This window comes from Streptomyces flavovariabilis, assembly GCF_000725785.1.
In the GTDB taxonomy this organism is placed as follows: Bacteria; Actinomycetota; Actinomycetes; order Streptomycetales; family Streptomycetaceae; genus Streptomyces; species Streptomyces hawaiiensis.
Genome location: NZ_JNXD01000004.1, coordinates 245,971 through 269,989 on the forward strand (window position 1 = coordinate 245,971; position 24,019 = coordinate 269,989).

Consider the following 24,019-nt stretch of genomic DNA (forward strand, 5'->3'; position numbering starts at 1 on the left):
TTCGTGGTCATCTGGGCACCCGCACAACGGACCCGTGCCCTGCGGAGGTTCAAGGACGGTGTGAACCGGGACGCCCCCGCGGCCCGTTGTGCCCTCGGGGCGTCGGGCGAAGGGGTTGATGTGAACGCACAGGTGGTGCTGCTCGCGCTGTGTACGGGGCTCGGCCTCGGATGCCTGCTGGCCGCGGTCCGGGCACTGGCGACGGCCGCCGCCCTGTGGGCGCGCGGCCGGCGGGTGATGGGGCGGGTGACGGCACGCGCGGCGACCGACGGGCGGCGCGGCGGGCTGGTCGTGTTCTCCGACCACCTGGGAAGGGAACTCGTCCTCGATCCGGGCCCGTTCGGGCCGTTCTGCGGAGTTCCCCCGGTCGGCGGCAGCGTGCCGGTCGTGTACGCGCGCGAGCACCCCACCCGGGCCAGACTGTGGACGTCCCGGCACCTGCTGGCGCCGTCGTTCGGCTGGTTCCTGTCCGCCACCCTGGCGTTCGGCACCGGGGTCGTGACGGCCGGGTGAGCCCGGCCGGTGCTCCGCGGGTCGGCGAACTGGACGTGCTGCGCGGGTTCGCCCTGTTCGGCATCCTCGTGGTCAACGCCCTGCTCGTGGCGGGCCCGTACACGGTCTTCGGGGGCGGGCCGGGGGCGCCGGCCCCGGACCGGGGCGCCGCGTGGCTGGTGACCGCGCTGGTCACCGCCAAGTTCTACGTCCTGTTCTCCTTCCTCTTCGGCTACAGCTTCGTCCTCCAGGCCCGGTCCGCGCGCCGGGCCGGTACCGCCTTCGCACCCCGCCATCTGCGGCGCACAGCAGGCCTGTTCGTCCTGGGCGCGGCACACGCGGTCCTGCTGTACCCCGGGGACGTCCTGACGACGTACGCCGTCCTCGCCCTGGTCCTGTACGGGCTGAGCGGGCTCACCGTCCGGGCCGCACTGCGGCTCGCGGCCGCCCTGCTGCTGCTCCTCGCGACGCTGTTGCTCGGGTACGGACTGCTGACCGTCGCCCTCACCGAGCCGGCAACCGTCACCGCGTACGCGCCCCGGGCCGCCGAGCGGGTCGCCGCCTACCGGGGCGACGCCGCCTCGGTGCTCGGCACCCACCTGCGCGACCTGCCGGCCGCGATCGGCACCGATCTGCTGTACGCGCCCGCCATGCTGGCCGCGTTCCTGGGCGGGCTGGCGGCGGCGAAGTCCCGGCTGGCCGAGCGGCGCGGCCGGGACCGCGCATGGCTGCGCCGGACAGCCCTGCGCGGGCTGCCGTACGGCCTCGCCGGTGGCGTGATCGCCGCCTGCTGTGCGTGCGGGCCGCTGGACAGCCGCTGGTTCCTGGTCGGCCAGGCGGCGACCGTCCTGACCGCCCCGGCGCTCGCCACGTCGTACGCCTGCGGTCTGCTCCTGCTGCTGCGGTGGGCCGGGAGCCGCGTTCCGGCGGCGGCCGGTGTGCTCGCCGCCGCCGGGCGCATGGCGCTCAGCCACTACCTCACCCAGTCGCTCGTGCTCGCCTGGGTGTTCTCCGGGTACGGGCTGGGTCTGCACGACCGGGCCGGTACGGTCGTGGTCCTGACCGGGTGCGTCCTGCTCTACGCCGTCCAGCTGGCGCTCGGCGCCCGGCTGTCGGCGCGGGTGCGCTACGGGCCGGCCGAGTACGTCCTGCGTGCCGTCACACGGGGACGGCGCCCCGGGGCCTTCCGGCGGAGGGTCACGAGACATGTTCGGACAGCGGTACCTCCTGCGGCCCGGGCAGACCGGGAACAGTGCGCGGCCCCGCCGGAAGACGGCGCGCGGCGCGCTCCGTGATGGCGGCCGTCTCCGCCTTCGCCGCCGCCGAGATCGCCGCCGCGCCGGGCTCCTTGTACCAGGGCCGCAGCCGGATCAGCGCGGGCTTGACGCCGGTGGCGAGCAGCAGCGCCGTGCCCTTGGGCAGGGCACGGATGCGGTCCGGCGGCAGGACGGCCTCCTGGCGGTAGGAGTACGACCGCGACGTGCCCTCCTTGCCGCGCGAGACGGTGGGGGTGCGGACGTCGTGCTGGCCGACGAGCGTGGAGACCTTCTGCACGAAGTCGGCGTCGTCCAGACCCGCGCCGAGGAGCTTGACCGTCGCCGCGCTCCACAGCGCGTCCATGCCCATCTCGCCCCACACCCGGGCGCCCTGGCGGTAACTCTGCAGCAGCGTGACGACGTTGATGCCGCGGGAGCCGAAGTGCGAGTACAGGTCGGGCAGATCGGAGATGCGGCAGACGTTGGCGGCCTCGTCGAGCACCGCGGTCAGCGGCGGATCGAGCCGGCCGCCCATGCGTTCGGCGGCCACCACACCGGCCCGCATCGTCGCGTCGGCGAGCCCCGCGATGACACCGGCCGCGGAACCGCCGCCGTCCTTGGACAGCAGGTAGAGCGTGTCCCGGCCGAGGACGTGCCGGTCGGGGCGGAACTCCGGGAGCCGGTGGTCGGGCGTGACCCAGGCGAGGATCTCCGGGTCCAGCAGGCAGGACACGGTCTGGCGGGCGGTCTCGTAGATGCCGTCCCGGGTCTCGACTGCACCGCGGACGGTACCTTGCAATTGCTCGGCCATCGCCACGAGTCCGGCGTCGCGCAGCAGGTCGACCGGGGTGCGGTCGGCGGGGTCGGCGAGCCAGCCGAGCAGTTCGGGCAGGGGGGTGCCGCTGCGGGCCGCGGCCAGGAAGAGAGCCGTCAAGGTGTTCTGGGCGGCCGAGATCCAGAAGTCCTTCTTCGCCGTGTCGTCGTTGACGGACGCCACGAAGTGACCGGCCATGCGGCGGGATCCCTCGATGGTGTGGCACTCGCCGAGCAGGTTCCACCACATGGCCCGTGGGGTGTGGGCGATGCCCTGCGGGTCGAACGTCCAGACCGTGCCCGCCCTCTCGCGTTCGGCACGGGTGACGGCGTACACGTCGGACTTGTTGGAGGTGAGCAGGACCGCGCCCTGGGCACGCAGCACCCGGGGGACGGCGATGCCGGTGGACTTGCCGGCCCGCGGCGCCATCAGGTCCAGCTCCACGTCCTCGTAACTGCTGCGCAGCTCGGGCCCGTTCGGCATGAGGTCGCCCAGCAGGTTGCCGGTCTCGTCCGGGTGCAGCCGGTCGCGGCCCTCCAGGGTGGGGCGCAGGTCGCGGGCGCGGGCCTCGATGCCCTTGGGGCACATCGCGGCGAGTTCGCGCCGCCCGGCCAGGCCCTCGGTGCGGCCGGCCCGGCCCAGCAGGAAGCGCACCAGGAGGGCGACGGGCAGGGCGACGAGCGCCAGCAGACCGAGCATGCCCCCGTAGAGCGCCGCGGCCGGGGTCCCGGGCCACAGGCCGCCGGGCCCGGCGGAGACCAGCCGCTCCACGGTGGACAGGGCGAACGGGGGGCCCTCCCAGCCGTTGCCGGTCAGCCCGGACCCGAGGGTCCCGCCGGACCAGACGACGGTGAACATGACCAGCCCGGTGCCGGCGAGCGCCACGATCGCCCACGGCAGCTGCTCGTGCGCGGAACCGGTGCCCGGGGCCTTCACGCGGTCCACCTCCCCGCGTCGCCCCCGGCCACCGGGCCGCCGGGCACCCCCGGCATGGCGTACGCCCCCTCCTGAGCGGCCCGTGCCACCTGCGCGGCGGTATGGGCGAGTTCCTGCTCGACCGCCCGCTCGACGGCGTTCTCGTTCGGCGTCCAGCGGGTGTTGGTGTTGTGCAGCCGGCGTTCGGCGTCGGTGATGGCGACCTTGATCGGGATGCCGGGGCGGCCGCCGACCTTGATCAGGAAGCGGCCCCGGCCGGGCGGCTCCTCGTGCTCCCCGGTGACTCCCCAGCCGGGCGGCGAGGACCACGACGACACGAGTTCGATCTCGCGCCGGGACAGACCCACCACCTTGCCGAGGTCCTCCATCTCCGCCTTCGGCAGCCCCGCGCACACCACCATCCCCGCCCGCTCGACGAACCCGCGGGCCTTGGCCCGGTCGGCGTCGGTACCGAGGGCCTCGGCGTCCTTGAGCGTGTGCGTGATCTTGGCGTCGCCCAGGCCGAGGGAACGGTTCAGCCGCGTCAGCGCGTCGATGCGGTCGACGATGCCGGAGGCGGCGCGCAGCGGGCGCCACAACTCGTCGAGCACCGTGAAGAACCAGCGCCGCGGCTCCAGTCCGGCGTCCGCGAGCGCGTGCGAGGCGGCCACCGTGCCGAGCCCGTCGGACCAGGCGGCGAGCATCGCGGCGGCGGTCAGCTGGGTGTCGGCCTCACCGATGCCGGAGATGTCGATGCACACCGCGGGGGCGGCCGGGTCGATGCGCGTGGAGGTCTCGGACGCGAAGGTGTCGCCCAGCGGACCGTCGAGGATGCCCAGCAGGGAACGGTGCAGCGGGTCGACGGCGTCCCGGTAGCGGGCGTCGTCCCCGCGGTCCAGGGTGACCGCGCGCACCCGGTCGGGGCCCTCGGCGAGCACCCTGAGCACGTCCGGCAGCAGGACGGTACGGCCCGGCGGGGTGCGTTCGCGCAGGTGGTGCAGGACGGCGGAGAGCACCGACTGCTCGTGGTCGTCCATCGGCCGGCCGCGCACGATGGTGATCAGCGCGGCCACCATGTTCAGCACCCGGCCGTGCGTCTCGGCCTTCAGTACCTCGCCCGCCTCGCCGCCGATCCGCGCCGCCGCCGCGCCCATGGCGCCCGGGTCGAGGACGTTGATGCCGCCCCGGCCGCGGCCGATGGAGATCACCTGGCCGCCGAGGGCGCGGACCGTGTCGGCGTAGTCGGGCTTGAGGTCGCCGAGGACCAGCGGGACGACCCCGGTCGCGGACAGTCCGATCAGCATGCGGTTGACCAGCGTGGACTTGCCCAGACCCGGCATGCCGAGCATGAACAGCGACGGATTGGAGATGTAGCGGGCCCGGGTGAACCAGTTCAGCGGGTCGCCGCAGACCGTGGCGCCGGTGAACAGGTGCTGTCCCAGCGGCACGCCCGTCATGGGAGAGCCGGAACCGGCCGCGAACGGCCACATGCCGCACGCCTGCACGGTCGTGGCCCGCCACATGGTCGGCGGGTCCAGATAGCCGACCCGCCCGCCCCCGGGCCCGTACCAGCCACGCGGCGGCACGAAGAGCTCGCGCGGTCGGGAACCGCTCTCCTTCCGGCCTTTCCGGCCCTTCCGGCCACCGTTCCGCCCGCCGCCGTCCTCGCCCGGCGCCTTGTTCCGCCCGGACTTTCCCGGCCGCGCGGCACCCGCTCCGGCACGCAGCACCCCCAGTTCCTCGCGCGCCCGCAACTCGGCCAGCCGGTCGGCCTGTTCGGCCCGCTTCTCCGCCCGGCGGCTCACAGCGCCTCCTGCAGTTCGTGCGGGATCAGGGTCTGCTCCCACGGGAGGATCCCGGCGGGCAGGGTGCAGCTGAACGCCGCCGCCTGCATCCGGTCCGCCGGCCGCATCAGCACCCGCGAGGCGGCGGTCAGGTTGCGCACGGTGACACTCGCGTCGGCCAGTTGCTCCATGGTGTCGACGGTGACCGTCAGCATCAGCGAGAACTCCACGAGTCCCGCGCCCGACGCCTCCTCGGCCGCGGTCTGCTCCGCCGCCCGCATCTCCGAGGCCGCCCGGGCCTGCACCATGCCCCGGCCCGACGTCGCCATGAACTGGGCGCTGCGCCGGTCCGCCTCGACGATCCTGGCGGAGGTGGCCGGGTCGATCGGCCGGTACACCAGCGCGACGCGCTTGCGCCGCGTGCCGGGCGCCGCCTCCAGCATGCCCCGGAGCACCGAGGACCGGACGGTGCCGCGCGGCGCCAGCGTCATCAGCCAGGTCCGGGACACCCCCGAGTCGTGCTGGTAGCTGCCCACGGTCTCGACGGCGGCGGCGGGACCGGCGTCGTCCCACTCCAGGCCCGTGCCGCCGTGCCGGGCGCGGGCGTCGAGGACGTCGGCGGCGACCGCCGGGTCGTAGGCCACCCGCACGACCTCCGCGATCCGTTCCGCCGACAGCGGGTAGGCCGCTCCGCCGCCGGCCGCCACCAGACCGCTGAGCAGGCCGGGAATGCGGATGGCGAGGTCGGTGATCACGTCTTCCTTCTTCCGCCGCTGGTTCGCGGGGACGCCGTAGGTGAGGCTGACGTACGTGTGCATCTCGGAGGACGCGGTGGGGTACCGCTCGACGACCTCCTCCATCACGGCCCGGGCCGCGGCCGGCGCGTCGTCCCGGATGCGGGGCAGTACCTCGTGGGCGAGCCGGGTGCCGGGGTCGGGGGCGGTCTCCACGATCACCGACGCGCCGCGCAGGCCGGGCTCGTGGGCGAGCCGGGCCAGCCACTCGCCCCACAGCGCGACCCAGACGTCGACCTGGTCGGGGTCGACGAGCGCACCGCCGTCGGGGTCGCAGCCCAGCACGATCGTGTAGAGGTTGCGGTTGGGGTGGTGCAGCACGCCGAAGGGGCGGTCGTAGGCGTCCCGGCCCTCGGTCGCGGTCACCTTGTTGAGCAGGCCCGGCGGGCGGAACCGGCCGCCGGGCCGGGCGGAGAGCGGCCCGGAGACGTACAGGTGCGCCCCCTTGGCCCGGCGCCGCCGCCAGCCGACGCGCAGGGCCATCAGCTGGTAGACGTTGCGGCCGTCCTGGGTGCGGATGGCGAGCGGGACCAGGAGCACCGCGATGGGGGTGAACACGATCACCGCCGCGTACAGCGAGATCAGTGACGCGAGCAGCGTGAGAACGAGCCCGCCGAAGACACCGAAGGTGCCGACGAGCCCGAGCGGGCCGAGCCCGGGACGCCGGGGGCGGCGCCAGTTCCCGTAGGTCGGGTGGGTGGCGGCTTCCGTGGACATGGGGGTCCGTTTTCCCTTCGTGGGGTGGTGGGGTGACGGGCGGGAGGCGGAGGGCGGAGACCGCCGGGCTCCGCGGGGGGATCGGGAGCCCGGCGGCCGTTCGGGGTGCGGCGGGAGGGGCGTCCGGTGAGAACGCCGGGCCCGTCCGGGCCGCGGGGGTCAGGTGTTGTGACCCTTGTCGGGATCGGCGCCCTCCAGGGAGCCGGAGGCGGTGCGGCCGACGATCTGCGCCGCGGTCACCGCCGCCCCGACGGCGACACCGACCGGGCCGCCCGCCGCCGCGGCGGCCCGGCCCGCGCCCGCGGCCGCCCCGCCGGCGCCGCCGCCCGCTCCGGCGCCCGAGGCACCGGGCTGTCCCGCGCCGCCGGTACCGGACGGGCCGGACATGCCGGCGGTACCGGACGTGCCCTGTGAGCCGCCCGCGCCGCCCGCACCGGACGCCCCCGACGCGCCTCGCGGACCGCTCTGCCCGCCGCCCCCGCCGCCGGCGGCGCTGCCGAGCGAACGGGCGCCGGAGGCGAGGGACCCGCCGACCGTGGACATCGCCCCGGACATCGCGGACGCCCCGCCGAGAGCGGCGGTGGCGGGCACGACGAGCTTCAGCAGGGCGGGCAGGGCGACGGCGGACAACAGCATCACGCCGATACCGGCGATGCGTTCGTTGATGTCGCTGCCGCCGTTCTGCCCCGAGCTGATCATGGCCGAGCCCGCGTACAGCACCAGACCGGCCGCAGGTTTGTACAACAGCCAGGCGATCATCCAGCCGAGGTGCTTGCGCCACCAGCCGCCGCCCCAGTCCGTCATGGAGGCGGCGGCGGCCAGCGGAAGGGTGCCCAGCAGCAGGATCATGACGCCGAGGCGGATGTAGAGCAGGATCGTGTGGATGATCCCGGCGATCAGCAGCAGGAACGCGAGGACCAGCAGCAGGAAGGCCTCGATGCCGTTGCCGTCGGAGCAGGCCCCCACGGCGCTCAGCTGTTTCTCCGCGCCCGCGTTGAACAGGTAGGTGGAGTAGTCGTCCGAGAGGGCGGCGGCGGCCGTGACCACGGTGGTCGCGGCACCCGAGACGAGCACGACCCGCAGGATGCCCTTCAGGGCGGTCGTACCGGCCGCGCCGCGCCGCTCGATCGCCATCCGGGCGGAAGCGAACAGCAGCGAGCCGACCGCCAGGTAGACCACGATCCACTGGGTCTGGCTGTTGATGTCCTGGGCGGTGGTGGTCCCCGAGAGGGTCGGAATGCTGGTGGTCAGCGCCCCGAACACCGCGATGGCGCCCGCCAGTACGGCGTTGGCCACCCCCTCGACGATGGTCCCGATGGGGTCGCCGAGGAAGCTGAAGAATCCGACCGCGATGTCGACGATGGGATTACCGGTCGGGCACGCCATGTCAAACCCCCCAGAGCAGATGGCCGTTCGTACCCTGGACCGCCTTCACCGGCGTGTGCAGGGCACCGTTGTCGGAGGGCTGGACCTTCCAGTCGCCGCCGCTCCAGCGCAGGGAGACCGAGGTGGTGGCGTATCCCTGAGCGGTCTTGAGCAGCAGCTCCACGGTCGCCGCCCGGCCGGAGTACGCGGGCACCGAGAATCCGGCGTAGGAAGCGACGGACGAGCTGCCGGACCCGGTGTCCGGGCTGGAGCCGGAGCCGGTGTCCCGCCCGCCGCCCGGGGCGTCGTCCCGGACCGTGGAGCGCTTGAAGACGAACAGATCCCGGCCCCGGCCGGGAACGACCTGCTCCTGCGCGACGGTCCGCCAGTCGGGCCCGCTCATGTGCGAGGGAATGATGTGGGCGGCCAGCACGGCCCCGGCCGGCGTGTGCGCGAAGCACCACCACACGGGCCCCTGGGTCAGGGTCGGGCCGGCCGACGCCGAGACGGGCACACGCGTGACGCCGAGGGTGCGCCAGTCGACGTCGCCGGGCGGGGCCGTGGGCATGACGTCGCCGCCTCCGTCGTCGGTGCGGCACCCGTCGGGCCGGCCGTCCCGCATGGCCGGGGAGCCGGACAGCGGCCCCTTCGAGGGCGGGGCGCCCGCGCGGTCGTCGGCGGTGCCCCGGCCGGCCGTCAGGGCGACGATCCCGCTCAGCAGGACGACGACGCCGAGGAACGCCGCCGACACCTGCCAGCCGCGCTGCCTCCAGTACGGCTCCGACAGCTCAGACCGGCGCCGGCGTGGCTCCCGGTACTCCCTGCGTGTGAACATCTCGATCGTCCCGTCGCCGGCTCAGTTGAAGACGAAGCCGACCAGCGGACCCGCGGTGGCGACCAGGACACAGCCGCCGAGCACCATGCCGAGACGGCTCATGTGCTCGGAGCTCTCACCGCGCTTGAGCGAGATGGCCATCATCGTGCCGGTGATCAGCACCCCGGCGACACCGGCGGCGGTGCCGGCCCAGGCGGCTATGCCGAGCACGGTGTTGACCTTGCTGGTGAGTTCGCCGGGGGCGTTGCTCTGCGGCTGGGGCACCCCGGCGGCGAGCAGGTGGGTGGCTTCGTGGAGCAGGGACATGGGATCTCCGGGTGGTCGGCGCCCGGCGGGCGCGGGGAGCGGGTGAGGTGCGTGGTGCCGAGGTGGTGCGTGGTCCTCAGTGGAGGGACAGATCGCCGAGGAACGCGACGATCGGGCCGGCCGTCGTGGCGAGCAGGCAGGCCAGGGTGACGAAGAAGAAGCCGTGGAAGTACGCGCCGCCCTCGCCCGGTTCGCCGCGTCGCAGCTGGATCGCCATCTGCATGCCGACGATGAGCAGGCCGGCGACTCCCGCGGCTGAGGCGCACCAGGCGAGAACGCCGAGGATGGCGCCCGCGTCGGGGGTCGGGTTGTAGGCGGCGAGCAGCCCGCCCGGGGGGAGGGCGAGGCTCAGGAAGGGGGAGGTCATGATGCGGTTCTTTCGCCGTCGGCGCCCACCAGGTCGGCCAGCGCGCTGAGTTGCCGGGGGAGGTACGTGGGCTGCCCGCCCACGCGCCAGGCCGGGATCCACGGCACCCGCCGCACGGGGGCGACCGAGCGGACGACCCGGATGCGGCGCAGCAGGCCGAGCGGGAGCCGCCCGGGGGCGTCGGCGACGAGGACGACGGCCAGCAGCTCGAGCCCCTGCGGAGCCTTGCCGTCCTCCAGCGCGCCCAACGCCCGGGACACGGCGCGCAGTCCGCGGGCGCTCGTCCGGCCGACCAGCACGATCCGGCGCGGTTCGCCCCGCGCGGGCTCCGGCCAGCGGGCCCCCACGTCGGCCCCGCCGAGCGCCTCGGCGAGCGAGGTGGCGCCGGCCCCGCCGTGGGCCTTGACCCACGCGATCCCGTCCCGCGACGTCCCGCGCACCGGCGTACGCCGCCCCGGCTCGTCCCAGGGAGCCTCGCCGCCGGCGGGCGGGGAGGCCTTGCGGGGGGCGGCGGAGACTCGGCGGGCCGCCGGAGCGGGGCCGGGGCCGGGCGCGGGGCCCGGGCGGGGTGTCCCCGGGGGGCCGGGTGTGCGCGCGGGGCCGGGAGTCGTCGCGGGGGCACGGCTCGTCGCCGGGGCCGGGCCCTTCCCCGCGCTTGGCGGGGTGCCCCTACCGCGGGTACCGCCACCGGGGGTACCGCCGTCGGGGGCCGCCGGCTGTCCGGTCTTCGGCCCCCGGACCCATGAGTGCGGGTTCGACGGCGTCGTCTCAGGAGTGCCCATGTGCGGTCAGCCCTCCTTCTCCGCTCGCGATTCGGCTGCTCTGGCTCATCTGATGTCCACGGGTTTGAACTGAATTGCGCCGGGGCCCGTTTCGATCTCCCGAGCCCGTCGACAGCACAACGGGCCGTCCAGCCGTCGCGGTTCAAGGGAAGAGGAAGAAGGCGGGCACGCATGAGCGCGGGCACGGGAGAGAGCGGGGAGGGCGGAACCTCCACCGCCGTCCGGAACACCATCGCCGCCGGCACCGGCTGCGGCTGCCTGCTGTCGCCGCTCGCGCTGCTCGGCGCCCTGGTCGTGATCATCATCATCGGAGGGTTCGGGGTGCTGCTGGCCCCGCTCATCGCGCTGATCCTGCTGTTCTCGGGCGGAGGCGGAGGCGGAGACGGTTCCGCCGGTGCGGACGACGCGGACGAGGTGATCGCCGTCTTCAACGGCGACGGCAAGGGCGAGCTGGACACCTCGACGGTGCCGGAGGATCTGGCGGACCCGATCGAGGAGGCCGGTGGCCTGTGCGAGGAGATCGGCCCGGTCGTCATCGCCTCGCAGATCGAGCGGGAGTCCGGCTTCAACGCGGAACTGGTCGGCGAGAACGGCGAGACCGGCATCTCCCAGCTGCCGCCGGCGGTCTTCGAGAAGTACGGCGAGGACGACGACGACAACGACGAGACGTCGGCGCTCGACGCCGAGGACTCGATCATGGCGCAGGGCCGCTACCTGTGCGACCTCGCCGAGGAGGCCCGGCGGATGATCGAGGCGAACGAGGCCACCGGCAGCGTCCTGGACCTCGCCCTGGCCGGCTACCACGTGGGGACGGACGCCGTACGCGCGGCCAAGGGGGTGCCGCAGACGAACGAGGCGCAGGGCTACGTCCTCGCCATCCGCGCCCAGTTCGCCAAGTACGCGGGCGTGGCGGCGCCGCCCCCCGGTGCCACCCCGGGCGTCACCCCCGGAACGGGCCCCGGCCCCACGGGATCCCCGTCCGCGTCCGCCGCTTCCGGCGCTTGAGCATCAGGAGGACTCGCAGTCATGACCCACTTCGCCGTGCGCATCCCGGGTGAGGGACTCGCCGAGATCAACGGAGAGCTCCTGGCCGTCGGGCAGGGCCGGTCCGTGCACGAGGCCGTGCTGGACCGCCTGCAGCAGTACGCGCAGGAGCGCGACGCCGCGGTCGAGGCCACGGTCAACGACGGCCCCGGAGGGGCGCACTTCGTCCTCCAGGTGGCACCCGACGGCTCCAGCCGCCTCCTCGACCCGACGGAGCGGACCGAGCCGGCCGACCACGCCCCCGAACCGCCACCCCCGGCCCCGGGCCCGGCCCCCACTCCCGCGCCGGCCGCCCCCACTCCGGCGTCGGCCGCCCCCGGTCCCGCCGCGTCCGTCGTCGCTCCCGTGCCGGCAGCTCCCACTCCCGCGTCGGCCGTCGCCACGGCGGTCGCGCGGGCCCGGGCCGCCGCGACCGCACCCCCCGCACCCGTCCCGTCGCCGGCCCCCGTCCCGCCCCCGCCGCCCTCCCGGCCCCTTCCACGGGAACTCGCGGACCGGGTGGCGCACATCAACGCGCTGGCGAGGAGGGGCCGACTGGAGGAGGCGTCCGCCGAGGTGACCGCCCTGCGCGAGGAGCTGACGCGCACGGCGGGTACGGAGCACCCGGACGCCCTGGAGGCCCGGGCCATGGAGGCGTACCTGGCGTACCTGCGCGGGGATCACCGGGAAGCCACCGTGCTGGCCCTGTCGGTGGCCCGCATCCTGTGCGGCGCGGGTGCCCCGCAGGCACCCGCGGCGGTGGCACGGGCGGCGGCCGCGTGGCAACGGCTGGAGGACGACCGGGCGGCGGAGATCCACGGCCGGGAACTGCTGCACATGTGGGGCAGGTTGCGCGGTGGCGGCCGCCTCTCGCCGGCGGACGAACACCTGGCCCACCGGGTGCGCGCTCACGTGGAGGTGCTGTCGTCCTGCGTGTGACCGGGGTGGGCGTCGTTCGGGCGGACGGGCGATGTACGAGCCGTCGATCGAGCGTCAAACGAACGTGGAACTGCCCTGACCACACTCCGTTCCACCGGAGGCCCCGGTTCCAGTCGGCACGGCCGGCCGGGCCACCCCAAGGAGCAGGAGCAGGAGCACACCATGAACGTGACGGTGATCGGGTCGGCGAGCGCGGTGTCGCCCGAGGAACGGGCGCTGAGGAACCTCTACCTGGAGCACGGGCCGGCCCTCTACGCGTACGTGCTGCGCATGCTGGGCGGGGACACCCACCGCGCGGAGGACGTTCTCCAGGAGACGCTGCTGCGCTGCTGGAACAAGCAGACGCTGGCCGACGGCGAGGGAATGGCCGTGCGGCCCTGGATGTTCCGCATCGCCCGCAACATCGTGATCGACGCACACCGTACGAAGACGGCCCGCCCGCAGGAGATAGGCGGCGCGAGCTGGCTGACCGAACTGGGCAGCGACGCCGACGACATCGAACGCATGCTGTCGTCCATCGTCCTGCACGACGCCCTCCGGGCGCTGACCCCCGCACACCGTGCGGCCCTGGAGGCCACCTTCTTCGCCGACCGCACCACCCAGCAGGCGGCCATCGCCCTGGGCGTCCCCCAGGGCACGGTGAAGTCCCGCGTCTACTACGCCCTGCGCAGCCTCAGGACGGCCCTGGAGGAGCGCGGCATGCGCTGACCCGCGCGCGCCGCGCCACCGCCCGCCCGGGATCCGGGCCGCGGCACTCCCGGGACCCGGTGCACGGCACTACGGGAGCCCGAACATGCCCGGGTCCGACGCCAGCTTCCGGAAGACCGCCGCGGGATCGGCGACCAGTTTGCGCTTTTCGAGGTCCAGGATCCCGCCGACCGCCGAGATCTCGGCGGCCACCGTCCCGTCGGCCTTCACCACACTCTGCTCGATCCGGAACGTCTTGCCGCCGCCCCACCGGAAGGCGCACGTCACCTCCACCTCGTCGCCCGCGAGGAGCTCCCGCAGGTAGCGGATGGTCGTCTCCAGGGCGACCGGGCCGACGCCGCTGCCGATGAGGGCGGACTGACTGATCCCCGCGGCCTGCAGCAGTGTCCAGCGGGCGTGCTCGGCGTAGTTCAGGTAGACCGCCTGGTTGAGATGTCCCTGCACGTCCGTCTCGTATCCACGGACGGTCACAGGGACGGAAAACGGCTCGCTCACGGCTTCCCCTTCGAGGACTCGTGCACTGCACAACGATCCCCCGATCTTGGCATGCTCATCACGCCCGGCGCGGCGAAGCCAGCAGATACCGGGTCCCGCCACGTGGCTCGCGGTGCTCGCTCACCTGCCAGCCTGCCCCTTCCAGGGTGGCGGCGCAGGCCCGCAGCGCCTCGCCGTCCGGTTCGTGCACCGCGACGGCCTCAGGCTGCGGGGTCTCCCGCACGCGGTACCCCCCGCCCTCCTGCCCCGCCGGACTGTGCCCGGCCGCCTCCAGCGCCAGCGCGGCGGCCCGCACCAGATGCGCACGCTCCCAGCCGCACGGCCGGTCCGTGGCCCCGCCCGGGTTGGTCATCCGGCGCAGCTCCAGCAGCCCCTCCCAGGCGCTGTGCACCTCTCGGCGCCGGGCGGGCCCGGCATCCACAGGGACCTCCTCGCCGCCGACCCGCGCCGCGAAGACGCCCGCCGATGCGGGGGCCCGGGCGGCGGGCTCGGGTGTCTCCAGCACGCCCTGCCGCACCCGGTGTCCCTCCGGTGTCAGGAAGTGGTCGTGCGGCGGCCTCGGGTGCCGGAAGGCCAGCCCCCGCTTCACCAGAGCCGCGAGCTGCGGCGCCGTGCCCCTGAGCCGCCCGGTCACCGGATCGGCGGCGTCGATGACACGCCGCTGTGCGGCGGTCGGCGGTCGGGTCACGGCGCGCTCCTCTCCGGCTTCGGGCAGTCCCGGGGCACACGCCCCACCTGCTCGAAGGCTACGACCCACCACTGACAGCCGCCCTCTACTGCCGGTACCCGCCGAGGAACCGGCCGATCCGGCCGATCGCCGCCTCCAGGTCGTCCGCGTGCGGCAGGGTCAGGATGCGGAAGTGGTCCGGGGCCGGCCAGTTGAAGCCCGTGCCCTGGACCACCTGGATCTTCTCCCGCAACAGCAGGTCCAGGACGAACCGCTCGTCGTCGTGGATCTTGTGCACCTTGGGGTCGAGGCGCGGGAAGGCGTACAGCGCACCTTTCGGCTTCACGCAGGTCACGCCCGGGATCTCGTTGAGCATCCGCCAGGCCACGTCCCGCTGCTCCAGCAGCCGCCCACCCGGGGTCGTCAGCTCGCGGATGGACTGCCGGCCGCCGAGTGCGGCCTGGATGGCGTACTGCGCGGGCGCGTTGGCGCACAGCCGCATGGAGGCCAGCATGGTGAGGCCCTCCAGGTAGTCCTTGGCGTGCTGCCGCGGCCCCGTGACCACCAGCCAGCCGGAACGGAAGCCCGCCACGCGGTAGGTCTTCGACAGGCCGCAGAAGGTGAGGACCACCAGGTCGGGGGCGAGTGCGGCGGCGGAGTGGTGCACGGCGCCGTCGTACAGGATCTGGTCGTAGATCTCGTCGGCGAAGACCATGAGGCCGTGCCGCCGGGCGAGGTCGAGGATGCCCTCGACGATCTCCTCGGGGTAGACGGCGCCGGTGGGGTTGTTCGGGTTGATGATCACGACCGCCTTCGTGCGGTCGGTGATCTTCGACGCCATGTCGTCGAGGTCGGGATACCAGTCGGCCTGCTCGTCGCACAGGTAGTGGACCGCCTTGCCGCCCGCGAGGGTTGTCACCGCCGTCCAGAGGGGGAAGTCGGGGGCGGGGACGAGGATCTCGTCGCCGTCCTCGATGAGTGCCTGCACGGCCATCGACACCAGTTCCGAGACGCCGTTGCCGAGGAAGACGTCGTCGACGTCGACCTCCAGGCCGAGGGTCTGATAGCGCTGGGCCACGGCCCGGCGGGCGGAGAGGACGCCGCGCGAGTCGGTGTAGCCGTGGGCCTGCGGCAGCATCCGGATCATGTCCTGGAGGATCTCCTCCGGCGCCTCGAAGCCGAAGAGCGCGGGATTGCCGGTGTTCAGGCGCAGCACGCTGTGGCCCGCCTCCTCCAGTGCGTTGGCGTGTTCGATGACCGGGCCGCGGATCTCGTAACAGACCTCGCTGAGCTTGCTCGACTGCCGGAACTCCATGCGCTGCTTCCCCTCTGGCGACTGGTGTTGCTTGGTTTTACCAAGTAGGCGCTTGGAAAGTCCAACAACTTGTCTAGACTGCGTCGCATGCCACCTCGCCGAAGCTACGACCAGTACTGCTCCGCCGCCCGTGCGCTCGACGTCGTCGGCGACCGCTGGACCCTGCTGATCGTCCGTGAGCTCCTCGCCGGCCCCCGCCGCTACACCGATCTGCACGCGGACCTGCCCGGCGTCAGCACCGACGTACTCGCCTCGCGGCTGAAGGACATGGAGCGCGACGGCCTGGCGACCCGGCGCCGGCTGCCACCGCCCGGCGCGGCCTTCGTGTACGAACTCACACCGCGCGGACGCCAGTTGCTGCCCGTGTTGCAGGCGCTGGGGGAGTGGGGGCGGCCCGGACTCGGGGAGCGCCGGCCGACGGACGCGGTGCGGGCGCACTGGTTCGCCCTGCCCCTGCTGCGTCAGCTGGACGGCGAGGGGATTGTCGAAGTCCGCCTCGAGGAAGGTCTGTTCCATCTGCACGCCGGTGCCGAGGAGGGACCCGTGTACGGTGACGGCCCCGCTCCCGGGGAGCCGGACGCCCGGCTGACCTTGGACACCGCCACGTGCACGGCCATCGCCCGCGGTGAGCTGGGCCTCGCGCACGCCGTGCGCGAGGGGCGGGTCGAGGTGAGCGGCGAGGGCACGCTCGCCAAGGCGCTGCGCGAGGCATGAGAGAAGGCCCGCCGAAGCGGGCCTTCTGAGGGCTGATGGGTGAGGTGCGACCAGGTGGGGGGCCGGTCAGGCGGCCGGCGGCACCCGGGGCGGCCGTCCCGTCCCGCGCGTCAGCGCGTACCCGCCGACACCCGCCAGCGCGGCCAGGATCCCGCCGGCCGCGGTCCACACCCACCGGTCCGACCACCAGCCGGACGCCCAGCCGTCCTCGGGTTCGAGACCGGCCGGCACCGCCGCGTTCTCCCGCTCCTCCTCGGGCTTCGAGGCGATCCCCGGCACCAGCGGCTCGGCGAGCGAGCCGTCCACCGCCGCGGATCCGCCGATGTCCTCGGAGTCCACCCGTACGTCACTGCCGACCGGGAGACCGAGGTCGGCGGTGGCGACGCCGGTGGCCGTCAGCCGGATGTAGTACGTGCCCGGCAGCGGGTCATCGGCCCATGGTTCCGACCAGGCGCGGACCGTGCGCAGAGCGCAGGCCAGTTCCACGGAGGAGGCGTCCGCCGCCGCGGTGCGCGTCTGCGCCCCGTACCGGCAGGCCTGGCGGCGGCGCAGACCGTCGTAGACGTCGATCTGCCAGGTCTGGGAGACGTGGGTCTCGGGGAGCTTCACCGTCGCCTTGACGGTGGGCCGCTGCCCGGTGTCCGCGGGGAACGACCAGTACAGGTAGTCGCCGGTGGAGCCGCTCGCCGTGGCCGCCTGCCCCTGCTCGATCTCCGTCGCCGTACGGAACGACGTACCCGCCCGTGTCGGTGCCGACGAGTCGTCCTGCGACGGACTCGGCGAGGCGTCGGCCGCCGCCGGAGCGGCCGCCAGGCCCAGGGTCAGCACAGCGGTGCTCAACGCACGTACCAATCGCATCAGTTGGTCCTCCAGACCGTGACCCGCCAGCGCGACAGCCAGCCCCATACGAGACCGGCGAGGAAGCCGGCGAGGATCAGCACGCCGAGCAGCCACCAGCCGCGGCCGAGGCCGAAGGCGGCCACATCACCCGCCTGGCTCGGGGCGTCCACGACGTCCACCGTCAGCTCCAGCGGCAGACCGGGCGTGGCCTTCACGCCCGGGGCCGCCGAGAAGGAGTGCGTGACGGCGAGACAGACCGCCTCGGCGGGAGCGTCCTCGTCGTCGCTCCCGGCCTTCGGATAGCGCAGGCCCGTGGAGATCACGTCGGTACGGCCGGTGCCCGCCGCCTCGCCGCGCACGATCTCGCGGCCCTTCGAGGTGACGGCCCGCATGAGCAGGCCGTAGCCGGGGTTCACGGCCCGGTCCGCCGCGACGCTCACCGAGGCACGCAGTTCCTGCCCCGGCCGCACGTCCACCCGGTACCAGCGCTGCTGCCCGAACTCCTCGCGGTCGCTGTACAGGCCCGACTTCAGCGTCGGCGCCCCGGCACACCGGCCGGCGCCCTCGGCCGGCACCGGCGTCACCACCGGATCGGCCGCCCGGTCCACCAACTGGTTGACCCGGTCGGTGAGTTCGTCCTGATGCTCGACCGAGGTGTACGTGCCGCCGGTGGCCTCGGCGATGCAGCTCAGCTGCCTGCTCAGCTTGGCGGTCGGCACCAGGCCCAGGGTGTCGATGGTCAGGCCGATGCCCTCGGCGGCGATCTCGCGGGCCACCTCGCACGGGTCGAGCGGGGCGCAGGTGTCCTCGCCGTCGCTGATCAGCACGATGCGCTTGGAGCCGTCGCCGCCGTCCAGGTCGCCGGCCGCCTTCAGCAGGGCCGGGCCGATCGGCGTCCAGCCCGTCGGGGTGAGGGTGGCGACGGCCGTCTTGGCCTCGGTGCGGTCGAGCGGGCCGACGGGGTAGAGCTGCGCGGTGTCCTTGCAGCCCGTCTTCCGGTCGTCCCCGGGGTAGTTCGCGCCGAGGGTGCGGATGCCGAGTTCGACCTCCTCGGGCGTCGCGTCGAGCACCTCGTTGAACGCCTGCTTCGCGGCGGCCATCCGCGACTGGCCGTCGATGTCCCGGGCCCGCATCGAGCCGCTCACATCGAGGACGAGGTCGACCTTGGGGGCGTCCTGGCCCGTGGGTTCACCGGCGGCCGCTCCGGCCGGGAAGGCGAGCCCGGCCGTCAGCGCGGCGAGCAGGGCGCAGACGCCCGCCGCCAGCCGTGTACTTGTGATCATCGGCGGATCTTATTGATCATCCCGGCCGTGCTCCAAAACGGTGCTCACAGCAGCGGATTGGGCAGTTCCGCCCACTGGTCACCGGGCGTCTGCGGCGAGAGCCGCATCAGCGTCAGCGCCTTCGTGGGCAGGGGATCCGCACGCAGTGCAGCGAGGTCGGGGGTGCGCGGCAGGTCCCGTACGGCCGTCTCCAGCGCCGCCCCGAGCGCCGGGCCCGATCCCGCCGTGCCGGCCAGCGCGCCCGCCACGAGCGAGCCGAACAGCTTCCGGCGCAGCGCGCGTTCGTCGTCCGTGACCATACGGGCGGGCAGGTCGGGCACCGCGATGCCGTGCCGGGCCAGCCGGGCCGGGCTGACGCGGATGTCGGCCAGGTCGCGGTAGACCAGCCGCAGCGGATCGCCCGCCGCCGAGAGGACCACCAGGAGGTTCTGGCCGTGCGCCTCCAGAGCCACGCCCAGCTCCAGCAGTCGCAGCCCGACGGTGAGGGCGAGACGCGCGAAGCCGGACAGCCAGGCCGGGGAGCGGGGCAGATCAGTGGTGGCGAGCGCGGCCACCGGCAGGACCCGTTCGCCGCTTCCCGCGTACGTCTGCGGCGACTCCCGCAGGACCGCCGCCAGGTCGGGGGAGCCGGCCGCCGCCGCGCCCAGCGTGCGGGTGACGTGCAACAGGCCGTCCGTGCGCGCCGCCGGTGTCCCGGCGAAGTCGGACAGCACCGCCGACGCGGCCACCGAGGGCAGGGAGATGTCCCGCACCGAGGACGTCAGCCGGGCGCTCAGCGAGGTCTTCACATGCGGCCCGCCGCGCAGGGCGAGCGTCCGCAGGGACATCAGTGGATGCGCGGGGCGCCGCTCCTCGCACGCCCGTTTCAGCACATGCGCCGCCTGCCACGGGTGCACCGGCAGCATCACCCGCCCGCCGTCCCGCAGCTCGCCCGGCCACACCCCCGTCACCAGGCAGTCCTCCGCCCGCACCGGCATCAAACCCAGCTCCACGACCGGCCGGTGCTCGGGCCCGTAGGCGAGCTGCTCGGCCACCGAGAAACCCGGCCGGGACCGGCATGCCGGATGGAACGGATGCCCGTCGACGATCCGCTGCTCCCACGCCCAGTCGCTCTCCGGCCACTCGTCCCGAGCGGCCTCCTGCCCCGCTCTCGACAGCGCCAACGAGGCGACACTGTGCCCGAGTTCGGCGGCGAAGGAGGCGGAGTGCGGTACGGCGAGGTCCGTCACCAGCCGCGCCGGATCCTCGTGCGCCGCCGCGCCGAGCCGTACGACGGTGACATGGGCGCCGGTCGCGTACGGATCGGGCAGGGGGCCGTGCATCCGGCGGCCGTCGGACAAGGACAGCGTCAGTCCGTCCCGGCCCCGCTCCCTGCGGGTGACCCAGGGCAGTGGATCATGGGCGAGACCTCGCCACAGCCGGGACAGCACGGCCGCCCGGGCGCCGGGCAGTTCGGCCTCGTACCGCGTCAGCAGGCCGGGCCGTACGACGGACAGCTCGTCGGCGACCTCGGACTCGGCGGAGGGGGGACGGTGCACGGGCGGGCTCCTCGGGTACGAATAGGGGCGTCACAGCGGAATGGCGACGACCGACATACTGATCCTCTCCGCCCGGAACGCTGGAACGACCGTAGGGACGAGTGGAACGCGTGGACCTCATGCCCCCGCCCGCCGATGACGACTCGGCCCACGGTGACGACACAGCCACCGGCCTCGCCGACGCGTACGCCGCCGTGCCCCTGCTGAACTGCCTGCTGCGAGAAGTGGCCCGGCCGGTGCGCCAGGAGGGCGGGCACCGGATCTACCGACTGCCCGGCGGGAACCGCCTGCTGCGGGTGCGCGGAACGCGGCGGCCCGCCGAACCGGAGGTCGAGGTCGCCGGCGCCTGGCACCGCCTCGGCCACACCGAACTGGTCAAGCTCGTCGTCGAGGAGCTGCGCCGGCACACCGGGCTGTCCAACCACGAACTGCCCGCCGAGATGCTCGACAGCCGGGACACCGTGGCCGCCCTGCTCGCCGCCCGGGTCCGGGCCACCCCGCCCGAGGACCCCTACCTGCGCTCCGAGCAGTCTCTCCTCACCGGTCACACCCACCACCCGGCCCCCAAGGCGCGCGGCGGCGGACCCGCCGCAGGCTGGCTGCCGTACGCGCCCGAGGCGTACGCCCGCTTCCCGATGACCCTGCTCGGCCTGCGCGAGGACGCCGTCGCCGAGGAGGGCGACACCTCCGCCCTCGACGCCCTCGGCACCGCCCCGCCCGGCTACCGCCTGCTCCCCGCCCACCCCTGGCAGCTCGACCTGGCCGCCCCGGAGCTCGCCGCCGCCTTCGCCGACGGCAGGCTGGTCCGGCTCGGCCCGAGCGCCTTCGACACCTGGCCCACAGCCGCGATCCGCACGCTGTACACACCCGAGCAGGACCTCTTCCTCAAGTTCAGTCTGGACGTGCGCATCACCAACGACATCCGCCGGCTGTGGCGCCACGACCTGCTCGCCCTGCGCCGGACCGACGCGGCCGTCCGCTCCGCCTTCGAGACGTTCGACGGGCCCCCGGGGTGGCTCGCCGACCGTGGATACCGCACCGCCGACTTCGCCTTCGAGGCCCTCGCCGTCCTCGTCCGCGACGGCTTCGGTGACCGCCTCCTGCCCGGCGCGACCCCGCTGCTCGCCGCCGGGCTCGTCGAGGGCTTCGACGGCAGCCCCCTCGACCGCGCCGCCGACCCGGGGGCCTGGTGGGCGGCGTACCTGGCCCACGTCGTGCCCCCGGCGCTGGCGGCGTTCGCCGAGCACGGCGTCGTCATCGAGGCTCACCTGCAGAACACACTGGTCGCCGTGGACGCCGACGGCCTGCCGGTGCAGGCGCTGTACCGGGACGCCGAGGGCGTGAAGCTGCTGCCGGAGGTGGGGCGGCAGGCCGGCTGGGAGCGGCTCGTGTACTGCCTGGTCGTGAACCACCTCGTCGAGATCGCCGGAGCCCTCACCGAACGGCACCCCGGTTTCGACCCCTGGCCCGCCGCCCGCCGCGAACTCGCCCGCCACGACCTGCCGGAGATCTCCGCCCTGCTCGCCTCACCCACGCTCCCGGCCAAGACGAACCTGTTGCTGCGCTGGACGGGCGCGGACGGCGCCGACGCCCGCTACCTGCCGCTGCCCAACCCGCTCAGGGAAGGAACGTCACCTGCGGCGCCCTCGCGCGCGGACGGACACTGACCACCGGGGCGGATCTCCCCGGGGAGAGGGAAGGTGCGGCATGTCCGCAACGCCGGCCGGGGGGCTTCCGTGCCGCCTCGTCGTCTGCCGGGACTGCTGCTGCGGCAGTCCCAAGGTCACCGGCGTCGATCACGCCGCCCAGACCGAGCGTCTGCGCGCGGCGGCGCCGGTACGCGTCTCCGGCTGTCTCGACGTCTGCGACCAGGCCAACGTCATCGTCGTCCAGCCGTCCGCGGAAGGCCGGGCCGCGGGAGGCCGGCCGGTGTGGCTGGGGCTGGTCAACGACCCGGCGGCGACCGAGGACGTCGTCTCCTGGGTGCGGGAGGGCGGTCCCGGCGTCGCGCCCCTGCCCGACATCCTCGGCCTGTACGTCTTCACACCGCTCGCGCGACGCCGCTCCGGCGGCTCATGACGCGGCCGGCACGCACAGCACGGGAACGGTCGACAGATGCAGCAGCTTGTGCGGGGTCGAGCCCAGCAGCGCGCCCCGCACCGGGCTTTCGCCCCACGTGCCCACCACGATGACCCTGGCCTCGTGGCGGGCCGCGGCGTCGATCAGCGCCTGCGCGGGCCGCTCGTCGATGAGTTCCACCGACGTCCGCACACCGGCCTCGTCGGCCACCCGCAGCGCATGACCGAGCGCGGCGCTGCCGGCCTCGCGGACGGCCTCGTGATGGGCGCCGTACTCCTCGCCCGTGACGCCGGGCGCGGCGACGCCGTAGACGATCACCAGGGGTTCGTCGTACGCCGCCGCCACCTCGATGGCCACGCGCAGCGCGCTCAGGGCGCCCGGGGACTCGTCGTAGCCGAGGACCACCGACATCTTCAGGACTCCTTGCCGTCGACGAGGTCGGGGTCGACCACGCTCGGGTGTTCCGACCAGAAGGCGGGCGCCATCAGCCGCCACACGACCATGAGGACGACGCCCGCGACGATGATGCCGATCCCGATGACGAGCGGCGGGCCGAGGCCGAACCACGAGACACCGCTGTAGGAGTTGTCGGGGTCGGACATGTCCGCCACGGATTCCACCAGCAGCCACGCCAGCAGCCCCGCACCGATCAGCGGGCCGAGGCCGATCAGGAAGAAGTTGCGGACGCTGCGCGTCAGTTGACGGCGGTAGTACACCGCGCAGGCCAGGCCCGTGAGCGCGTAGTAGAAGGCGATCAGCAGGGACAGGGCGGTGAGGGAGTCGAAGAGGGCGTTCTCACTGACGTGGTAGAGGACGAGGTACCAGGCGATGGCGATGCCGGCGACCCACCAGGTGCTCACGTCGGGGGTGCGGAACCGCGGGTGGATGCGGCCGAAGTGCGCGGGCAGCGCGTGCCGGCGTGCCATGGACAGGCCCGTGCGCGACGCCGGGATGATCGTCGTCTGCGTGGAGGCGAGCGCGGACGTCGAGACGGCCAGCAGCACGACCCAGTCCCAGCCGCCCATGGCCTCCTCGGCGAGCAGGGCGAAGATGAACTCCTCCTCCGCCGCGTTCTCGGCGAGGTAGTCCGTTCCGGCGTAACCCACGACCGCGAAGGCGACCGCGAGGTAGGTCACCAGCAGCAGCACCGTCGACCAGACGGCCGCCCTGCCGGGGGCGGTGGCCGAGTCCTCGACCTCCTCGGTGAGGTTGACCGCCGACTCCCACCCCCAGTAGATGAACACGCCCAGCAGCAGGGACGCGGTCAGTGACGCTCCGCCGGCGCCGAACGGATCGAGCCAGCCGAACTCCGGATCGATGGCGTCGAGGGTGCCGGTGCCGGCGTAGACGCGGTAGAGCGCCACCACGGCGAAGGCGAGCAGGCAGACGACCTGCGCCAGGATGAGGACGTTCTGCACCTTGGCCGACACCTCGGTGCCGATCACGCAGACGGCCGTCATCACCAGGATGAGCAGCACGGTGAGCACCTGGCGCACCACGTCGTTGTCGGCCCAGCTGTCCAGGCCGACGGCCAGCAGGAAGAACGTCACGGCGACGTCCGCGAGCGACCCGACGACCAGGACGCCCGTCATCGCGATGGCCCAGCCGCCCAGCCAGCCTGCCCATGGCCCCATGGCCCGGGTGACCCAGGAGAACGTCGTGCCGCAGTCCTGGTCGACCTTGTTGAGGTAGTAGAAGGCCGACGCGATCAGCAGCATGGGCACGAACGACGCGAGCATCACTCCGGGGGCGTAGATGCCCACCAGCGCCACGATCGGGCCGATGACCGCCGCCACGGAGTACGCGGGGGAGGTCGCGTTGAGCCCGATGACCAGCGCGTCGACGAATCCGATCGCGTTGGGCTTCAGGCTCGCCTCCGGGGGCGGGCCCGAGTCCGTGATGTCCTTGGCCATGCTCCCTCGCTCCCGTTGTGCGTGCGTCCATACAACAGGCACCTGCGGAGCAATTTAACTATTGATCCCCATTTCGGA

Annotated in this window: 24 protein-coding genes; 8 read left to right on the plus strand and 16 right to left on the minus strand. The window is 73.8% G+C overall.

Features of this window, described 5'->3' with window-relative positions; translation table 11 throughout:
• Window positions 1-120 precede the first annotated feature (120 nt).
• Entirely contained in the window at window positions 121-513 is a 393-nt protein-coding gene (locus IO24_RS44320; RefSeq protein WP_031134216.1) for a hypothetical protein, read from the plus strand.
• Window positions 510-1,787 carry a DUF418 domain-containing protein gene (locus IO24_RS0110295; RefSeq protein ID WP_107062929.1) on the plus strand — a complete coding sequence of 426 codons (1,278 nt, stop codon included), beginning with the start codon at window positions 510-512 and terminating at the stop codon, window positions 1,785-1,787. Before IO24_RS44320 ends, IO24_RS0110295 begins: the two co-directional genes overlap by 4 nt.
• On the opposite strand, the gene IO24_RS0110300 is transcribed toward IO24_RS0110295, so the two are convergent.
• From IO24_RS0110300 to IO24_RS0110335, 8 genes are all read right to left on the minus strand, one after another.
• Window positions 1,690-3,420, minus strand: a complete 1,731-nt coding sequence (locus tag IO24_RS0110300) for a type IV secretory system conjugative DNA transfer family protein (RefSeq protein ID WP_078899314.1) — start codon at window positions 3,418-3,420, stop codon at window positions 1,690-1,692. The genes IO24_RS0110295 and IO24_RS0110300 overlap by 98 nt on opposite strands.
• A gap of 74 nt (window positions 3,421-3,494) precedes the next feature.
• Window positions 3,495-5,282 (minus strand): ATP/GTP-binding protein, encoded by a 1,788-nt coding sequence (locus tag IO24_RS0110305; RefSeq protein ID WP_031134221.1) that lies wholly within the window; start codon window positions 5,280-5,282, stop codon window positions 3,495-3,497.
• A complete protein-coding gene (locus IO24_RS0110310; protein WP_031134223.1) occupies window positions 5,279-6,772 on the minus strand; it encodes an SCO6880 family protein in 1,494 nt (497 codons plus the stop codon). Before IO24_RS0110310 ends, IO24_RS0110305 begins: the two co-directional genes overlap by 4 nt.
• A 159-nt stretch (window positions 6,773-6,931) precedes the next feature.
• A complete protein-coding gene (locus IO24_RS0110315; protein WP_031134225.1) occupies window positions 6,932-8,158 on the minus strand; it encodes a hypothetical protein in 1,227 nt (408 codons plus the stop codon).
• A gap of 1 nt (window position 8,159) precedes the next feature.
• A complete protein-coding gene (locus IO24_RS0110320) occupies window positions 8,160-8,972 on the minus strand; it encodes a DUF8175 domain-containg protein (RefSeq protein WP_031134227.1) in 813 nt (270 codons plus the stop codon).
• Between the two features lie 21 nt (window positions 8,973-8,993).
• Window positions 8,994-9,278 carry a hypothetical protein gene (locus IO24_RS0110325; protein ID WP_031134229.1) on the minus strand — a complete coding sequence of 95 codons (285 nt, stop codon included), beginning with the start codon at window positions 9,276-9,278 and terminating at the stop codon, window positions 8,994-8,996.
• Between the two features lie 76 nt (window positions 9,279-9,354).
• Window positions 9,355-9,645, minus strand: coding sequence for a hypothetical protein (locus IO24_RS0110330; protein ID WP_051905873.1), 291 nt, complete (start codon window positions 9,643-9,645; stop codon window positions 9,355-9,357).
• Complete coding sequence (locus IO24_RS0110335) at window positions 9,642-10,085, minus strand: DUF6668 family protein (protein ID WP_045296268.1); 444 nt, start codon at window positions 10,083-10,085, stop codon at window positions 9,642-9,644. The genes IO24_RS0110330 and IO24_RS0110335 overlap by 4 nt, the downstream gene beginning before the upstream one ends.
• A 513-nt stretch (window positions 10,086-10,598) precedes the next feature.
• Between IO24_RS0110335 and IO24_RS41980 the strand changes: the two genes are divergently transcribed.
• The 3 genes from IO24_RS41980 to IO24_RS0110350 all read left to right on the plus strand — a co-directional run bounded on the left by IO24_RS41980 (window position 10,599) and on the right by IO24_RS0110350 (window position 13,097).
• Entirely contained in the window at window positions 10,599-11,432 is an 834-nt protein-coding gene (locus tag IO24_RS41980) for a lytic transglycosylase domain-containing protein (RefSeq protein ID WP_045296270.1), read from the plus strand.
• Window positions 11,433-11,453: 21 nt separating this feature from the next.
• Complete coding sequence (locus IO24_RS45135; RefSeq protein ID WP_031134239.1) at window positions 11,454-12,389, plus strand: hypothetical protein; 936 nt, start codon at window positions 11,454-11,456, stop codon at window positions 12,387-12,389.
• A 162-nt stretch (window positions 12,390-12,551) separates the two neighbouring features.
• The gene (locus IO24_RS0110350; protein WP_031134241.1) at window positions 12,552-13,097 is read left to right on the plus strand and encodes a sigma-70 family RNA polymerase sigma factor; all 546 of its coding nucleotides are present in this window, start codon (window positions 12,552-12,554) and stop codon (window positions 13,095-13,097) included.
• A 69-nt stretch (window positions 13,098-13,166) separates the two neighbouring features.
• Here the strand turns inward: IO24_RS0110350 and IO24_RS0110355 are convergent, their stop codons facing one another.
• The 3 genes from IO24_RS0110355 to IO24_RS0110365 all read right to left on the minus strand — a co-directional run bounded on the left by IO24_RS0110355 (window position 13,167) and on the right by IO24_RS0110365 (window position 15,574).
• Entirely contained in the window at window positions 13,167-13,592 is a 426-nt protein-coding gene (locus tag IO24_RS0110355; RefSeq protein ID WP_031134243.1) for an acyl-CoA thioesterase, read from the minus strand.
• A 58-nt stretch (window positions 13,593-13,650) separates the two neighbouring features.
• Window positions 13,651-14,280: a hypothetical protein gene (locus IO24_RS0110360; protein ID WP_031134244.1), complete on the minus strand. Its 630-nt coding sequence runs from the start codon at window positions 14,278-14,280 to the stop codon at window positions 13,651-13,653.
• Between the two features lie 85 nt (window positions 14,281-14,365).
• Complete coding sequence (locus IO24_RS0110365) at window positions 14,366-15,574, minus strand: pyridoxal phosphate-dependent aminotransferase (protein ID WP_031134246.1); 1,209 nt, start codon at window positions 15,572-15,574, stop codon at window positions 14,366-14,368.
• Between the two features lie 87 nt (window positions 15,575-15,661).
• On the opposite strand from IO24_RS0110365, the gene IO24_RS0110370 reads away from it, so the two are divergent.
• On the plus strand, window positions 15,662-16,288 hold the full coding sequence (locus tag IO24_RS0110370) for a winged helix-turn-helix transcriptional regulator (RefSeq protein ID WP_031134248.1): 627 nt from the start codon (window positions 15,662-15,664) through the stop codon (window positions 16,286-16,288).
• Between the two features lie 66 nt (window positions 16,289-16,354).
• Here the strand turns inward: IO24_RS0110370 and IO24_RS0110375 are convergent, their stop codons facing one another.
• From IO24_RS0110375 to IO24_RS0110385, 3 genes are read right to left on the minus strand one after another with little or no spacing between them, the layout of a single operon-like run.
• Window positions 16,355-17,146: a hypothetical protein gene (locus IO24_RS0110375; RefSeq protein ID WP_031134250.1), complete on the minus strand. Its 792-nt coding sequence runs from the start codon at window positions 17,144-17,146 to the stop codon at window positions 16,355-16,357.
• Window positions 17,146-18,411, minus strand: a complete 1,266-nt coding sequence (locus IO24_RS0110380) for a VWA domain-containing protein (protein WP_031134252.1) — start codon at window positions 18,409-18,411, stop codon at window positions 17,146-17,148. The genes IO24_RS0110375 and IO24_RS0110380 overlap by 1 nt, the downstream gene beginning before the upstream one ends.
• A 44-nt stretch (window positions 18,412-18,455) precedes the next feature.
• A complete protein-coding gene (locus IO24_RS0110385) occupies window positions 18,456-19,949 on the minus strand; it encodes an IucA/IucC family protein (protein ID WP_031134253.1) in 1,494 nt (497 codons plus the stop codon).
• Between the two features lie 101 nt (window positions 19,950-20,050).
• Here IO24_RS0110385 and IO24_RS0110390 point away from each other — a divergent pair, with 101 nt between their 5' ends.
• Window positions 20,051-21,616 (plus strand): IucA/IucC family protein, encoded by a 1,566-nt coding sequence (locus IO24_RS0110390; RefSeq protein ID WP_037667681.1) that lies wholly within the window; start codon window positions 20,051-20,053, stop codon window positions 21,614-21,616.
• Between the two features lie 40 nt (window positions 21,617-21,656).
• The gene (locus IO24_RS0110395; protein WP_031134256.1) at window positions 21,657-22,028 is read left to right on the plus strand and encodes a hypothetical protein; all 372 of its coding nucleotides are present in this window, start codon (window positions 21,657-21,659) and stop codon (window positions 22,026-22,028) included.
• Here the strand turns inward: IO24_RS0110395 and IO24_RS0110400 are convergent.
• A complete protein-coding gene (locus IO24_RS0110400) occupies window positions 22,023-22,439 on the minus strand; it encodes a universal stress protein (protein ID WP_031134258.1) in 417 nt (138 codons plus the stop codon). The two genes, IO24_RS0110395 and IO24_RS0110400, sit on opposite strands and share 6 nt — an antisense overlap.
• 2 nt (window positions 22,440-22,441) lie before the next feature.
• Complete coding sequence (locus IO24_RS0110405) at window positions 22,442-23,941, minus strand: APC family permease (protein WP_031134260.1); 1,500 nt, start codon at window positions 23,939-23,941, stop codon at window positions 22,442-22,444.
• Window positions 23,942-24,019 lie beyond the last annotated feature (78 nt).

Excerpts from the sequence above, each read along its gene's own strand:
- IO24_RS0110365 (WP_031134246.1), bottom strand. The coding sequence starts at position 15,574 with ATGGAGTTCCGGCAGTCGAGCAAGCTCAGCGAGGTCTGTTACGAGATC.
- IO24_RS0110370 (WP_031134248.1), top strand. The coding sequence starts at position 15,662 with ATGCCACCTCGCCGAAGCTACGACCAGTACTGCTCCGCCGCCCGTGCG.
- IO24_RS41980 (WP_045296270.1), top strand. The coding sequence starts at position 10,599 with ATGAGCGCGGGCACGGGAGAGAGCGGGGAGGGCGGAACCTCCACCGCC.
- IO24_RS0110300 (WP_078899314.1), bottom strand. The coding sequence starts at position 3,420 with ATGTTCACCGTCGTCTGGTCCGGCGGGACCCTCGGGTCCGGGCTGACC.
- IO24_RS0110330 (WP_051905873.1), bottom strand. The coding sequence starts at position 9,645 with ATGACCTCCCCCTTCCTGAGCCTCGCCCTCCCCCCGGGCGGGCTGCTC.
- IO24_RS45135 (WP_031134239.1), top strand. The coding sequence starts at position 11,454 with ATGACCCACTTCGCCGTGCGCATCCCGGGTGAGGGACTCGCCGAGATC.
- IO24_RS0110320 (WP_031134227.1), bottom strand. The coding sequence starts at position 8,972 with ATGTTCACACGCAGGGAGTACCGGGAGCCACGCCGGCGCCGGTCTGAG.
- IO24_RS0110325 (WP_031134229.1), bottom strand. The coding sequence starts at position 9,278 with ATGTCCCTGCTCCACGAAGCCACCCACCTGCTCGCCGCCGGGGTGCCC.
- IO24_RS0110310 (WP_031134223.1), bottom strand. The coding sequence starts at position 6,772 with ATGTCCACGGAAGCCGCCACCCACCCGACCTACGGGAACTGGCGCCGC.
- IO24_RS0110405 (WP_031134260.1), bottom strand. The coding sequence starts at position 23,941 with ATGGCCAAGGACATCACGGACTCGGGCCCGCCCCCGGAGGCGAGCCTG.
- IO24_RS0110350 (WP_031134241.1), top strand. The coding sequence starts at position 12,552 with ATGAACGTGACGGTGATCGGGTCGGCGAGCGCGGTGTCGCCCGAGGAA.
- IO24_RS0110395 (WP_031134256.1), top strand. The coding sequence starts at position 21,657 with ATGTCCGCAACGCCGGCCGGGGGGCTTCCGTGCCGCCTCGTCGTCTGC.
- IO24_RS0110315 (WP_031134225.1), bottom strand. The coding sequence starts at position 8,158 with ATGGCGTGCCCGACCGGTAATCCCATCGTCGACATCGCGGTCGGATTC.
- IO24_RS0110380 (WP_031134252.1), bottom strand. The coding sequence starts at position 18,411 with ATGATCACAAGTACACGGCTGGCGGCGGGCGTCTGCGCCCTGCTCGCC.
- IO24_RS0110375 (WP_031134250.1), bottom strand. The coding sequence starts at position 17,146 with ATGCGATTGGTACGTGCGTTGAGCACCGCTGTGCTGACCCTGGGCCTG.
- IO24_RS0110400 (WP_031134258.1), bottom strand. The coding sequence starts at position 22,439 with ATGTCGGTGGTCCTCGGCTACGACGAGTCCCCGGGCGCCCTGAGCGCG.